The 13,245-nt window shown below is 74.8% G+C and carries 11 protein-coding genes and 2 riboswitches; of the genes, 3 read left to right on the top strand and 8 right to left on the bottom strand.

What is annotated here, in order from left to right; translation table 11 throughout:
* Positions 1-2: 2 nt before the first annotated feature.
* The 5 genes from ACIQD7_RS07540 to ACIQD7_RS07520 are packed head-to-tail and all read right to left on the bottom strand — an operon-like array spanning position 3 to position 7,407.
* Positions 3-758, bottom strand: coding sequence for an ECF transporter S component (locus ACIQD7_RS07540; RefSeq protein ID WP_402441369.1), 756 nt, complete (start codon positions 756-758; stop codon positions 3-5).
* Positions 759-811: 53 nt separating this feature from the next.
* Positions 812-2,470 (bottom strand): ABC transporter ATP-binding protein, encoded by a 1,659-nt coding sequence (locus tag ACIQD7_RS07535; protein ID WP_402440395.1) that lies wholly within the window; start codon positions 2,468-2,470, stop codon positions 812-814.
* Positions 2,467-3,657, bottom strand: coding sequence for an energy-coupling factor transporter transmembrane component T (locus ACIQD7_RS07530; RefSeq protein ID WP_402440393.1), 1,191 nt, complete (start codon positions 3,655-3,657; stop codon positions 2,467-2,469). Before ACIQD7_RS07530 ends, ACIQD7_RS07535 begins: the two co-directional genes overlap by 4 nt.
* A gap of 4 nt (positions 3,658-3,661) precedes the next feature.
* Positions 3,662-4,621, bottom strand: coding sequence for a hypothetical protein (locus tag ACIQD7_RS07525; protein ID WP_402440391.1), 960 nt, complete (start codon positions 4,619-4,621; stop codon positions 3,662-3,664).
* Positions 4,618-7,407 (bottom strand): prenyltransferase/squalene oxidase repeat-containing protein, encoded by a 2,790-nt coding sequence (locus ACIQD7_RS07520; protein WP_402440389.1) that lies wholly within the window; start codon positions 7,405-7,407, stop codon positions 4,618-4,620. The genes ACIQD7_RS07525 and ACIQD7_RS07520 overlap by 4 nt, the downstream gene beginning before the upstream one ends.
* Positions 7,408-7,529: 122 nt before the next feature.
* Positions 7,530-7,603, bottom strand: a riboswitch (cobalamin riboswitch).
* Between the two features lie 151 nt (positions 7,604-7,754).
* Positions 7,755-7,830, top strand: a riboswitch (cobalamin riboswitch).
* A gap of 124 nt (positions 7,831-7,954) precedes the next feature.
* Here ACIQD7_RS07520 and ACIQD7_RS07515 point away from each other — a divergent pair.
* Positions 7,955-9,367, top strand: a complete 1,413-nt coding sequence (locus ACIQD7_RS07515) for a hypothetical protein (RefSeq protein WP_402440387.1) — start codon at positions 7,955-7,957, stop codon at positions 9,365-9,367.
* A gap of 21 nt (positions 9,368-9,388) precedes the next feature.
* Here the strand turns inward: ACIQD7_RS07515 and ACIQD7_RS07510 are convergent, their stop codons facing one another.
* Positions 9,389-9,679, bottom strand: a complete 291-nt coding sequence (locus ACIQD7_RS07510; RefSeq protein WP_402440385.1) for a hypothetical protein — start codon at positions 9,677-9,679, stop codon at positions 9,389-9,391.
* Positions 9,680-9,760: 81 nt separating this feature from the next.
* Positions 9,761-10,345, bottom strand: a complete 585-nt coding sequence (locus ACIQD7_RS07505) for a helix-turn-helix domain-containing protein (RefSeq protein WP_402440384.1) — start codon at positions 10,343-10,345, stop codon at positions 9,761-9,763.
* A gap of 167 nt (positions 10,346-10,512) precedes the next feature.
* Here ACIQD7_RS07505 and ACIQD7_RS07500 point away from each other — a divergent pair, with 167 nt between their 5' ends.
* Together ACIQD7_RS07500 and ACIQD7_RS07495 are read left to right on the top strand one after the other, a co-directional pair.
* Entirely contained in the window at positions 10,513-11,349 is an 837-nt protein-coding gene (locus ACIQD7_RS07500) for an EamA family transporter (protein WP_402440382.1), read from the top strand.
* Positions 11,350-11,410: 61 nt separating this feature from the next.
* The gene (locus tag ACIQD7_RS07495; RefSeq protein ID WP_402440380.1) at positions 11,411-12,118 is read left to right on the top strand and encodes a B3/4 domain-containing protein; all 708 of its coding nucleotides are present in this window, start codon (positions 11,411-11,413) and stop codon (positions 12,116-12,118) included.
* Between the two features lie 23 nt (positions 12,119-12,141).
* Here the strand turns inward: ACIQD7_RS07495 and ACIQD7_RS07490 are convergent, their stop codons facing one another.
* On the bottom strand, positions 12,142-13,188 hold the full coding sequence (locus ACIQD7_RS07490; RefSeq protein WP_402440378.1) for a mechanosensitive ion channel family protein: 1,047 nt from the start codon (positions 13,186-13,188) through the stop codon (positions 12,142-12,144).
* Positions 13,189-13,245: the final 57 nt, after the last annotated feature.

The following is a 13,245-nucleotide window of genomic DNA, read 5'->3' as shown; positions in this document are numbered from 1 at the left end:
AATCAGCCGGTCGCGTCGCCCCGGCCCGCGAAGCGGACCGGAGCCTGGAAACGGGCCTTGCGGGCGGCGCGGCGGAAGACGGTGAGGACGGCGGGGCCGGCCAGGGTCACGCAGACGAAGTTGGTGACGGCCCGACCGGTGTCCCACCCGAGCGAGGTCGCCAGGTCGAACGCCAGATAGCGCTGGAACTGCTCGGTGAACGGCAGCCCCGGCAGGTACGCGATCGAGCTGTTCGGATCCAGCGAGAACGGCCAGAACGACAGGTTGAGCAGGAAGCCGAACAGGTACCCGGAGAGCGAGCCGTAGACGGCGAGCATCAGGACCTCCCGCCGGCCGGTCGCCTTCGGGAGGAACCCGGCGAGCATCCCCACGAAGGCGCAGCCGAACATCTGGTACGGCATCCAGGGCCCGACCCCGCCGGTGATCAGCGCCGAGGCGAACAGGGACGTGCAACCCAGGGTGAAGCCGAACCCGGGGCCGTACACCCGCCCCGCGAGCACCAGCAGGAAGAAGACCGTCTCGATGCCGGCCGTGCCGGCGCCGAGCGGCCGGACGGCCGCGTTGACGGCGGACAGCACCCCCAGCATGGCGAGCGCCTTGGAGTTGATGCCGCCCTCGGCGATCTCGGAGATCACCACGCAGAGCACGATCACCAGGAGCACGCCGAAGATCAGCGGCGGGGCGTAGTGCGACCCGAACTTCCCCGGCGCGACGAGGAACGGCCAGAAGAACGCGACGAGCCCGAGGAAGGCGGCCATCGCGATGACGATCCCGGCGCGCGGCCCGATCCGGATGGCCGTGACCTGCCCGCTCACGCGCCGCGCTCCGTCCGGGGGGCGTCCTCGAGGACGGCGGCCACCTGCGCGACCGTCAGATAGGGCAGCGGGCCCAGGATCTTCGCGGTCTGCGGGGCGAAGACGGGCGAGGCCACGATCACCTCGGCGGTCGGTCCGTCGGCCACCACGTCCCCCTCGGCCATGACCACGACCCGGTCGGCGGCGCGCGCGACGAACTCCACGTCGTGCGTGGAGACCACCACCGCCCGCCCCTCGGCGGCCAGGTCGTCGACGATCCGGATCAGCTCCTCCTTGGCCCGGTAGTCCAGGCCCCGGGTGGGCTCGTCCAGGAGCAGGACCCTCGGCGCGGCGGCCAGCTGCACGGCCAGGACGAGCGCGAGCTTCTGCCCCTCGGACAGGTCCCTCGGATGGGTGGTGTCCTCGATGCCGGGGGCGAGCCGGTCCAGGATCTCCCGGGCCGGGGTCCCGCCCGCCGAAGTCCCCGACTCGGCGTCCGCCTGGTCCAGCTCCTGCTTCACGGTCTCCAGGTAGAGCAGGTCCGTGGGGGTCTGCGGCACGAGGCCCACCAGCCGCCGGGCCTCGCCGGCCGGCAGCTTGCGCGGATCGGCGGACGCCCCGGGCTCCGCCCCCGGTATCCGCACCGAACCCGCCGCGCGCGAACCCGAGCCCTGGAGCGCCCAGAGCAGCGAGGACTTCCCGGAGCCGTTGCGGCCCATCAGGGCGGTCACCTCCCCGCCGTACAGCCGCAGGTCCACCTCCCGGACCGCGGGGACGCCCCGGTAGGAGACCGTCACCCCGCGCGCGGTCAGCAGCTCCGGGCGTTCCTCCGGCAGCGGCGGGCGGGCCGGTCCCGGCACGGTCCCGGCGAGGCGGGCGCGCAGCGGGGCGGCGGCCCGGCGGGCGTCGCGGATGGTCAGCGGGAGCGGGGACCAGCCGGCGGCGCGGCCGAGCTCGACGACGGGCGGGGCGATGGACGTGGTGCGGAAGACCTCGGCGGGCGGCCCGGAGACCACGCGTCCGTCGCCGGGCAGGTGCAGGACCCGGTCGGCGTACTGCACCACCCGCTCCAGGCGGTGTTCGGCGAGGAGCACGGTGACGCCGAGGTCGTGGACGAGCCGGGTGACGGCGGCGAGCACCTCCTCGGCGGCGGTCGGGTCGAGCGCGGAGGTGGGCTCGTCGAGGACGAGGACCCGGGGGTGGGCGGTCAGGACGGAGCCGATGGCGACGCGCTGCTGCTGCCCGCCGGAGAGCTCGTGCAGGGCCCGGTGGCGCAGATCGGCCAGACCGAGCAGATCGAGGGTCTCCTCCACCCGCTTGCGCATGGTCGCCGGAGGAACCGCCAACTGCTCCATCGTGTAGGCGAGTTCCTCCTCGACGGTGTCGGTGACGAAACCGTCGAGGGGGTCCTGTCCGACCACGCCGACCACGTCGGCGAGTTCGCGCGGCGGATGGTCGGCGGTGTCCCGGCCGTCGACCGTCACCCGGCCGTACAGGGTGCCGCCGGTGAAGTGCGGGACGAGGCCGTTGACCGCCCCGAGGAGGGTCGACTTGCCGACCCCGGTGTGGCCGACGACGAGGCAGAGCTCGCCCTCCTCCACGGTGAGGTCCACGTCCCGCAGGACGGGCGCGTCCGTGTCCTCGTACCGGACGGTGACCTGGTCGAAGGTGATCACTCGGTTTCCTCGGTGCGCTGTGCCGGGACGGCCGGCCGGACGGGCGGGCTCGGGGGAGGGGACAGGAATCCCGCGGTCCCCGCCAGGAGGATCGCGGCGGCCGGCACCAGGGGCAGGGTGGGCCAGCTCAGCGGATAGATGGACGGGTTGAGCTCGGCCGCGTCGAAGCCCGCGTTGCTGAAGAGCAGCACGGCCGAGAGGACCCCGCAGCCGGCGACCGCCCACTCCGGGAACCGCCACGGGTCGGGCCGGTAGGTGGTACGGGTCACCCGCCGCCCGCCGAGCCGCAGCCCCCCGAAGCAGAGCAGGATCCCGACGCCCGTCGCCGGCAGGCCGAGCAGGGTCGGCGCCGTCGCGTCCAGGAGCCCGTACGCCCCCGCGCACAGACCGCACATGCCGAGCAGCATCAGGGCCCCGGTGGCGCGGCGCGAACCCCGGGTGGCGGTCCCGGCCCGGCCGTAGCCGCGCGAGTCCATGGCGGAGGCCAGCCGCAGCGAACGCTCCAGGGCGTCTTCGAGGACGGGCACGACGAGGGAGCGCAGGGCCCGGAACCCCTTCGCGCGCCCGGCCCGCAGCCGGCGCGCCCGGTGCACGCGCTGGACGCTCTGCACCAGTTGGGGCGCGACGCTGATCGACACCGTGACGGCGACGCCCAGTTCGTACAGGGCGCCGGGCAGCACCCGCAGCGCGCGCTTCGGGTTGGCCAGGGTGTTGGCGGCGCCGATGCAGCACAACATGCACGCGAGCCGCAGCCCGTCGGTGGCGGCCGAGAGCAGCGCCTCCAGCGACACCGGGCCACCGATTCGGATGCCCGCGTACCAGTTGGGCGTGGGGAGGTGCGGCAGGGAGAAGAGGAAGTGGTCGTGCGGGGTGATGCCGGTCGCGAACACCGCCCGGAACACCACCCGGATCGCCACCACGGTCAGCGCCAGGTAGAGGTAGTACTTGAAGCCGCGCGCCCAGGGGGCCTCGGTGCGGCGCACGGTGATGACGTAGCCGAGGACCGCGAGGACGAGGAAGAGCAGCAGCGGGTTGTTGGTGCGGCTGACGGCGGTGGCCAGGGCGAGCGCCCAGATCCACCAGGCCACCGGGTGGAGCGTACGGGGCAGCCGCCGGCCGCCCGTGTCCGGAGCGGTGTCCGGACGGGACGGCCCGGCGGTGGCCACCGGGGGCGCGGTGCGGGGCACGCGGCTACTCCGTGGGGCGGCGCTTCGCCGCGTACCAGGCGGCGCCGCCGATCAGCAGGACCAGCGCGCCGGTCGCGACGGCGGGCAGGAAGGAGCCCGCGTCGTGCTTCGCGTCGGCGCTGGGGGCCGCGTCGACGACCCGGGGCCCGGAGGCGGCCGCGCTCGCCGTGGGCGCGGGGGTGCTCGGCGCCGGAGTGGTGGCGGGCGGAGCGCTCGGGGTCGTGGACGTCGCCGTGGGCGTGGGCGTCGGTGCCGGGGCGCTGGTGGGCGGCGGGGTGGTGGGCGCGGGCGCGGTGGTGCGGGGCGGGTCCGACGGCACCGGCCGCCCGGGCGCGGGCCCGGTGTCGGTGCCCGGCGGCAGCGGGGCCGCGGTCCGGGTGTCCCGGGGGGCGGGGGCGCTCCCGCCCGTCGGCCGGGTGTTGCGGGCGCGCAGCTGGTCCGGGGTGACGGTGGGCCGTCCCTGGGTGCCCTCGATGTTCGTCCCGCCGAAGATCCACAGGTCGACGCTGCCCGGCTTCGGCTTGTAGAGCATCGCGCCGAGCTGGCTGTACGTCCAGGTGTTCTGCCCCGGGTCCGCGTGCCAGTACGACCAGTACGCGGAGGCCGGCGGGGTGAGGACGCAGTCGTCCTGCTGGGGCGTCGGGTACTGCCTGCCGCCCTGGTGGCCGCTGTAGCCGATGCGGCAGATGAAGGCGGGGCCGTCGTGTCCGGTGCCCGTGGTGCGCCAGCCGCCCTGGTTGAGCAGCTCGTACCCGGTGGTGGGGGTGGTTCCGCAGGAGCGGTAGATCGGGCCGCCCCAGTGGCTGAAGTCGACCGCGAGGACCACGCCGGAAGCGGTCGTGCACTGCCCCATGGGCTGCGGGGCCGCCGCGGCGGGGGCCGCGGTGGCGGCCAGGGCCGCCACCGTCAGGCCCAGCGCTCCGGCCGCCCGTCCGAGGAGCGCGCGGAAGGAGGGGGTCCTCATGCCTGCTCCCCGGGGGCGGTGCGGCGCCGGCGGGCGGCGCGGGTGGTGCCGTATCCGGCGAGGACGAGGAGGAGCGCGGCGGCGGCGAGCGCCGTGGCCCGCGTGCCGGTCGCGGCGAGGCTGCCGCCGGTGCCGTTGCCACCGGTTCCGCCGTTGCCACCGGTTCCGCCGGCCTCGCCCGGGGTGACGATCACGGGCGTGGTCGGGCTGCCGCTGGGCGCGGGCGGCGCGGTGGTGCCGTCCAGGCTGCGGCTGAGGGTGCCGAAGGAGATGCCGGTGGTGCCGCCGAGGGCCTGCGTGGAGGCACGGACGTCGGAGCCGGGCTGGCCGCCCTTCGCCACGTTGAAACCGCCGTCGGCGTTCTGCTGGGAGGCGAGGAAGGCACGGGCCTTCGCCATGTGCTTCTCGTACGACGGGGCGTCGAGGGCGAGGCCCTGGATCGCGAGCGCCGCGGAGTTGACCGAGTTCCCGGAGGCGCCGGGGAAACCGCCGTCGGTCTTCTGCTGGGAGGCGAGCCAGACCAGCGCCTTGTCCACGGCCGCCTGAGAGGCAGCGTCGGGGAGCAGGTCGAGGGCCATGGCGGCCATCGCCGTGGAGTCCACCTCGACCCCGCTCGGCTCGCCGATCAGGCTCGGCCAGGCGCCGGACGGCTCCTGGAGGCTCCGCAGATAGGCGGCGGGGTCGGCGGCGGCCGCCGACTCGCCGGCCCGAACCTGGGCGATGACGCCGAGGGACTGGGAGAAGACGGAGGTGGCGTAGGCGTAGTTGCCCCTGGCCGCGCAGGAGCGGTCCGGCGCGGGGGTCTTGGCGGCGCAGACCGCCTCGGCGAGCGCCGCGATCAGGTTCCGGCCGCCGAAGTTCCGGGGGTCGCGGCCCACGGCCTCGGCGAGCACCGCCGCCTTGCCGATCGAGCCGCCGCCCGCGTACTCCGTGCCGATGCCGGTCCAGTCGTGCAGGCCGCGGCCGGTGCCGTCCCGGCCGTTCTTGTCGAGGAAGTCCACGACGGCGCGCAGGGCGTTGTCGTCGGTGCCGGTGGCGGCGAGCGCGTAGGCGCCGTCGATGGTCAGGCCGAAGTCGGCCATACCGGTGCCCGGGGTGTTCTCGTAGTACCGGCCCCGGAGGAGCCGGGACGGGTCCGTGAGGTAGGCCGTGCCCTTCGCCAGGTCGGGGGAGGGGCCGGACGGCTCGTTCGGCCCGGTCGGCGTCGGGCGGGTCGGGGTGGGCTCGGTGGGCTCCGTGGGCGTCGGCTCGGGGGTCCCGCCGGTCAGCGTCACCAGGTCGCTCTTGGCGCCCGCGATCACGGCCGGGGTGGTGGCGTAGAGCAGGGCGTCGCCGCCCTCCTCGAAGGGGAAGCCGCCGTCGCCGAGCTGCTGCCGGGACAGCCAGGACACGGCGGCGTCGGCCCGGGCCGTGTCGCCGAGGGCCCGCAGGGCCTGCGCGGCGAAGCCCGTGGCGTACGGGCTGCCCGTGGTGTTGTACCAGACGGCGGGCAGCGCCCCGGTCGGCAGCTGGGCCTTCCGCAGGTAGGCGCGCGCGTCCTTCACGACGGTGTCGTGGCCGCCGGCCCGCTGGAGCGCGAGCACGGCCAGGCCGGTGGCCCCGGCCTCGCTGTCGCAGGCCCCGAGCGGCGGGATCAACATGCTGCTGAAGCCGCCGTCCTCGCACTGGAGCTCGGTCAGCCGGGTCACCGGCCCTGCCGGGGGCGTGACCCCGCCGCTCAGCAGGGCGACGAGGGCGAGGGCCTGTCCCTCGGCCTGGTCGTTGGTGGTGCGGAAGTCGCCCTCGTGGGCGCAGCCGGGCACCGGCGCCGGCGCGTCCGAGCCGGTCTCGCAGACGTTCTTCAGCAGGTCGGCGAGGAGGTCGCGGCCGCCGAAGGAGCGCGGGTCGCCGCCGGTCGCCTCCGCGACCAGCGCGAGCCGGGCCGCGGCCGTCGTGTCGGGCGCCGCCTTGTCACCCTCGGGATGGAGGTACGCGTCGGTGACCTCGGGCCGGGCGAGGTACGCGGCGGCCTTGCGGGCGGCCGGGCTCTGGGCGTCGACGGCGGTCAGCGCGAGGGCGATCTCGGCCGTGGCCTGGTGGTTGCGGTACTCGCTCGGCTCGTCGCTGACGCGCTCGCCGTCGGTGAGCCGGCCGGCCAGCCAGCGGGTGGCGTTCTCCAGGGAGACCGCGCCCGGCGGGACCTGGGGGACCGACGGGTCCGTCGGCTCGGGCGGGGTGACCGTGCCCGCCCGCACGTCGGCGGGGGTGAACTTCGGCCGGCCCTTGGTGCCGTCGATGCTGGTCGCGCCGAACACCCACGCGTCGACGTCGCCGTGCTTCGGCTGACGGGCCATGGCGCCGAGCGGGCTGTAGGTCCAGTTCTTCTGGCCGGGGGAGGCGATCCAGTACGACCAGTAGGCGCTCGCCGGCGGGGTGACCTTGCACGCCTCGGCGGCCGGGGTCGGGTACTGCGTACCGGAGTTGAAGGAGGGCTTGCCGATGCGGCAGATGAACGCCGGGCCGTCCTTGACGGTTCCGGCGGTCGTGAACCCGGCGTCGCGGAGGAGCTCGTAGCCGGTGGTCGGCGTGGCGTCGCAGCCGCGTTCGAGCTTCCCGCCGAACGGGCCGAAGTCGACGGCCACGATCGCGCCGGTGGTCGCCGTGCACTTCTCGAGGGGGTCCGCGCTCGCGGGCGCGGCCGGAGTGAGGAAGGTCACCGCCCCGCCGGCGGTGAGCAGCCCCGCCACCAGGGCGGTCGGCCGCCGTCTCCCGCCCGTCCGCCGACTGCCCCACCGCTCGGTCCCCACGGCCCCTCGTCTCTGCCGGGCGGCCGGACGCGTGGCGATACGACCCCCCGGAGACGCCCGGAGGGACGGTGACGACCACGCCGTAGTCCGCGACGGCGTTCTGCGCTCGTTCACATCGCTCCGGGCAATCCGGCTCGCCCGGGACGGTGCCGGGCCTACGGTTGCGGGTCAGCGCCGGAATTCGACCGGCTTCCCCCAGAGGTGAGTGCTTATCAGCGGGTCATGGAACACGCATCCGGAGACCGCGTCAAGGTGAGCCGCGTCTCAGCCGCGCGGCGCCCGTTCCGCGCTGTTCACGCGGCTGGCGGACCGGTGACCGCTCGGGTAGCGTCCGGTCCCGCCAGATGGGGGAACCCGGTGCGAATCCGGGGCTGACGCGCAGCGGTGTGGAACGGCGGGGGCCGTGTCCGAGCCCGAATGCCCATACGGCGCAGCAGCAACAGGAAGCCGTACCACGCGACTCGGACGGCGGCCCCCGGCTCCGTGTGCCCCGGCACCCCGTCCGAAGCCCGGTGCGGTCGGCGTCCGCCGATTCCAGGAGCAGGCCATGTCCCGTCCCCGCACCCCCCGTCGCCTCGCGCTCACCACGACGGCGGCGCTCGGCGCCCTCGTCCTCACCGCGCTGCCGGCCTTCGCGACCTCCACGCCCGCCCAGATCGCCACCTCCAGGGCCAACGGCGTCGCCTACCTCAAGTCCCTCCAGGCGGCGGACGGTTCCTACGCCGGTTCGGGGCTCTCCAACGAGTGGGCGTTCAGCGCCTTCGCCGCCGCGGGTACGGCCGTCGTCGACGTGGCGCCCGGCGGCGACACGACGAAGAACGCGCGCACCGTCTACCGCAACCTGCTCTCCACGTCCGGCTGGCCCTCCGCCTCCCCGGTCGTCACCGACTACGAGCGCGGCGTCCTCAACGCGTACGCCGCAGGCATCGACCCGGCCCGCGTCTCCGCCTCCCGCAACCTGATCGCGCACGTCTACGGCTACTGGCAGACCGCCGAGCCGGGCTACTTCGGCCCCTCCGGCAACTTCAACGGCACCGTCTTCGCCGCCCTCGCCCTCGGCGGCGCCAAGACCCAGGCGGGCGGCGCCCGGGTGCCGCAGGCGCTCACCGACGCCCTGGTCGCCCGCGTCCGCGCCAACCAGCACAACGACGGCGGCTGGACGTACCAGAAGGTCGAGGGCGACCCCACGGCGCTCAACACCGCGAGCGACATCGACATGACGGGCGCCGCCATGGCCGCGCTGTGCGCCTCGGGCGTCCCGAACACCGACACCGACGTCGTCCAGGCGAAGAACTTCCTCAAGGGCAAGCTCGTCTCCTCCAGCGGCGCCTTCAACTCCCTGTACGGGGTGAACACCAGCTCCAACGGCTGGGCGGTCTCCGGCCTCAACGCCTGCGGCATCAACCCGCAGTCCGCCGACTTCACCACGGTCCCCGGGAAGACCCCGATCGACTTCCTCCTCGCCAACCAGTACAACCCGGGCGGCGGGTTCAAGTACAAGCCGGCCGACACCACTCCTTCCGCCTACTCCTCGATCGACGCCCTGCGGGGCGTGGTCGGCGGGGGCTTCACCGCCGCCCCGCCCACCCCGGTCACCCCCGGCGCCCCGAAGTGGGTCGCCCAGTCCTCCTTCACCGCCGGTACGGCCACCAAGCTGGCCCTGACCGTCGACGACGGCGCGGGGAACCTGAAGGTCTGCTCGGTCTCCTTCACGCCCACCGGCACGACCACCACCCTCGGCGACGTCCTGGGCGCCGCGACGACCGGCGCCACCCCCGCCGGCTGCGTCACGAGCGTCACCCCCGCCTCCGGCACCGGCACGATCACGGCCGTCAACGGCAAGGCGAACAGCGGCTCCCAGACGTGGAAGGTGAGCGTCGACGGCTCCGCGTTCGCGGGCGCCACCCGCGACAAGGTGATCAACGTGGGCGACACGATCGCGCTCCGCTGGGGCGCGTGACCCCGGGCCGGGGCCTCTTCCCTAGGAGGCCCCGGCCGCGTTCCTGAGCCGCCGGGCGCGGATCTCGCGCACCGACAGGAGGACGGCCGCCAGGTTGAGGGGGAAGGCGACCGCGTCCGCGACCTCGCGGACGCCGACGGAGCGCAGGAGGCTCGCGGCGAGCGCGAGCAGGAAGAGGGCCGGCGGCAGGAAGCGCCGCCACGCCGGAAGCTCCCGCATCCGTGCGACGGTCACGGTGCACAGGACGAGCGAGCCGAACACGGCGATGCCCGCGAGGGCGACGAGGACGAGCACCGGGACAGCCTCGCCCACCGGACCCCTTCCGTCATGGGTGCCGCCACCCGTCTTCGGCACGGGTCGGAACGCGGAGGCCGGTCGGGACGTGGAGACCGGTCAGGGCGCGGAGGCCGGGCCCGGCGGCAGGTGGACGGTCATGATCAGGTGGCAGGTCCCGGTGCCGGCGCCCCGGTAGGCGTGGGCGGCGTCGCCGTCGAAGACGGCGGTCTGGCCGGCCCCAACCGGGTGCTCGACGCCGTCGACGACCAGGACCATCCGGCCCGAGGTCACGCTGACGGTCTCGACGACCCCGGCCTGGTGGGGGTGGCTGGGGTACTCCTCGCCCGGTTCCAGCCTCCAGCGCCAGACCTCGACCGGCGCCGGGCCCGGGGTCGTCAGCATGAGCCGGGCCTCACCGCCCTCCGGACCCGTCCACAGCGGCGTGACGCCGGCGGAGTCCACCACGCGGACGCGGTCCTCCGCCGGACCCTCCAGCAGGGCGGACACCGAGACCCCGAGGGTGTCGGCCAGCCGGACCAGGGTGGCGAAGTTGGGGTTGCCCTGGGCCTTCTCCAGGCCCACCAGGGCGCCCTTGCTGACCTTGGCGCGCCGGCCGAGCTCGTCGAGGGACAGGCCCGCGCGGACGCGCGCCGCCCTGACGTTCTGCGCGAGCGTCCGCAGGGCCGCCTCTGTCTCGGCCAATCCGATCACCCTTTCCGCTCCCCGCGAGCCGCTCCCCGCGAGCCGATCCCACGAGCCGATTCCCGCGAGTGGATCACTGGAATGTACCGCCCGGTCGATCGGTTGACACATGGCGGTCGTTTTGTTGTACGGTGCGGTCGTTCCAGTGAAACAGTGAGGAATGTTCCGTGATCGCTCTGCTGCTGGCCCTGGGCAGCTCCCTCGCCTACGGCTGCGCCGACTTCCTCGGCGGCCTGGGGGCCCGCAAGGCCCACGTCCTGCGCACCGTGATGGTCGCCGCCCCCGCCTCCCTCGCGGTCGAGCTGCTGCTGTGGCCGTTCCTCGGCGCCTCGTTCAACGCCGGGGCCCTCGGCTGGGGAGCCGCCTCCGGCGTCGCCTCGGCCGCCGCCTTCGTGCTGCTCTACCGGACCCTGGCCCTCGGCCCGATGAACGTCCTGTCGCCCGTGACCGCCCTGGTCTCCGCCGTCCTCCCGGTCGGCGTGGGCCTCCTCCAGGGCGAGCACCTGGGGGTCGCCGGCCTCCTCGGCCTGCCGCTCGCCCTGGTGGCCGTGGTGCTCGTCAGCGCCGGGCACGGCGCCGGATCCGCCCGCCCCTCCCGTACGGCCCTGCTCCTCGCCCTCGGCGCGGGCGCCGCCATCGCCCTGCAGCTGGTCTTCCTCCACCAGGCGCCCTCCGACAGCGGGGTGGCCCCGCTGATCGTGGGCCGGGCGGTCTCCTCGGCCGTCACCCTGACCGCCGCCGGACTGATGTACCGCAGGCTGGGCCCCGAGAAGCCCGCGTACGCGGTGTCGGCCGCTGCCGGGGTGCTCGACTCGGTGGCGAACCTGCTGTTCCTGCTCGCCGCCCGCGGCGGGGACCTCGCCGTCGTGGCCGTGGTCACCGCCCTCTACCCGGCCGGCACGGTGCTGCTCGCCCGCGGCGTCCTCGCCGAACGCGTCCACCGGGGCCAGCTCGTCGGCCTCGGCACGGCCGCCGTCGCCGTCAGCCTCCTCGCCCTGACCTGAGCACCCGGGCCGCACCGACCCCGTACGCACCCGCACCGACCCCGAAGGAAACGAGCCTCCCATGGTCACCTTCCGCCTCGCCCCCGCCGTCGCCGACGCCTTCCCCGGCACCTGCGTCGCCCTGGTCACCGCCACCGGCCTGCGCGGCCGCGAGCCCTGGCCCCGCACCGCCACCGCCGTGGAGGAGCTCGAACGGCGGCTCGCCGACGGCACCTGGAGCCCCGCCGACGAGACCGACCCCCGCGTCGAGGCCTGGCACGCCGCGTACCGCTCCTTCGGCACCAACCCCCGCCGCGTCCGCCCCAGCGTCGACGCGCTCGGCCGCCGCCTCGCCAAGAAGGGGGTCCTGCCGCGCGTCAACCCGGCCGTCGACTCCTACAACGCCGTCTCCGTCCGCCACGGCCTGCCCGCCGGAGCCTTCGACCTCGACCGCGTCACCGGCGACGTCGACATCCGCCCCGCCCACGGCACCGAGACCTTCACCCCGCTCGGCGAACCCGACGCCGTCGAGACCCCGAAGCCCGGCGAGATCGTCTACGCGGACGCCGCCGGGATCCTCACCCGCCACTGGAACCACCGCGACGCCCACCGCACCCGCGTCACCGAGGACTCCGCCCGGGTCGTCTTCGTCCTGGAGACCCTCCGCGCCGACCGCGACGGCGGCCTCCTCGACACCGCGGCGGACGAGCTGCGGACCCTGCTCGCCCCGCACGCGGAACGGACCGCGGTCCACCACCTGGACCCGGCCCGCCTCCACGCCACCGTCTGAACTCCGCCCGTACACCCGCCGGGTCAGGCCGCCTCGCCGGGCGCGGGAGCGGTGACGACCCGGGGCAGGGCGCCGGGGTGCTCCCGGGCGAGCCACCGCACGAGCTCCTCCCGTACGGCGCAGCGGGTCGTCCACAGGTCGTCGGCGTCCTTGGCGGTCACGATCGCGCGGACCGTGATCGAGGTCGGCGACGTGTCGGTGACGGCGAGGTCCCAGCCCCGCCCGTCCCAGCTGGAGCAGCCGGCCAGGAACTCGCGCAGGTGCGCCCGCATCAGCGCGACGGGCGTCGAGTGGTCGCAGTGGACGAAGACCGACCCCGTCATCTGGGCGCCGCCCCGCGACCAGTTCTCGAACGGCCGGGAGGTGAAGTACGAGACGGGCAGCGTGACCCGGCGCTCGTCCCAGGTCCTGACGGTGAGGAAGGTCAGCGTCACCTCCTCCACCATGCCCCACTCGCCGTCGACGACGACCGTGTCCCCGATGCGGACCATGTCGCCGAAGGCGATCTGGAAGCCGGCGAAGAGGTTGCCGAGCGTCGACTGCGCCGCCACGCCCGCCACGATGCCGATGATTCCGGCCGAGGCGAGCAGGGACGTGCCGAGGGTGCGGAAGGAGGGGAAGGTGACGAGGGCGGCGGCGCCCGCGAGCACCCCGACCGCGACCGACACCACCCGCATGATCAGCGTGACCTGGGTACGGACCCGGCGCAGCCGCGCCGCGTCCCGCGCACGCCCGGCGTAGCGCGCGTACGAGGACTCGACGACGGCCGAGGTCGCCCGGATCGCCAGCCAGGCGCTGCCGCCTATCAGGCACAGCAGCAGCACGTGGTCGACCAGCCGGGCGTGCTCCTCCAGCACCGAGAAGGTCGATGCCGGATAGGTCCAGCGGAGCAGGGCGGTCAGCAGGACGACGAACAGCGGTGTACGACAGCGGCGCAGTAGCCCCCACAGCGGCGTCTCGTGGTGCCGCGCGTCCGCGTGACGCGCCAGCAGGTCCGCCGCGCGGACCACGACGAACGCCACGAGGGCCGAGCCGCCGACGGAGGCCGCCAGCCGAAGAACGCTCTCCATGTGCTCCCCACTAGATGAGTCGGACGGGTTCGTCGAGGACGCCTGACCGCCGACCGG

Source organism: Streptomyces sp. NPDC093071 (genome assembly GCF_044754545.1).
Lineage (GTDB): Bacteria > Actinomycetota > Actinomycetes > Streptomycetales > Streptomycetaceae > Streptomyces.
The sequence above is the reverse complement of the archived record's forward strand: the minus strand, read 5'-3'. Positions and strand labels throughout refer to the sequence as shown.

Coding starts and splice junctions, on each gene's coding strand:
- ACIQD7_RS07540 (WP_402441369.1), bottom strand. CDS start 758: ATGGCCGCCTTCCTCGGGCTCGTCGCGTTCTTCTGGCCGTTCCTCGTC.
- ACIQD7_RS07525 (WP_402440391.1), bottom strand. CDS start 4,621: ATGAGGACCCCCTCCTTCCGCGCGCTCCTCGGACGGGCGGCCGGAGCG.
- ACIQD7_RS07515 (WP_402440387.1), top strand. CDS start 7,955: ATGTCCCGTCCCCGCACCCCCCGTCGCCTCGCGCTCACCACGACGGCG.
- ACIQD7_RS07495 (WP_402440380.1), top strand. CDS start 11,411: ATGGTCACCTTCCGCCTCGCCCCCGCCGTCGCCGACGCCTTCCCCGGC.
- ACIQD7_RS07490 (WP_402440378.1), bottom strand. CDS start 13,188: ATGGAGAGCGTTCTTCGGCTGGCGGCCTCCGTCGGCGGCTCGGCCCTC.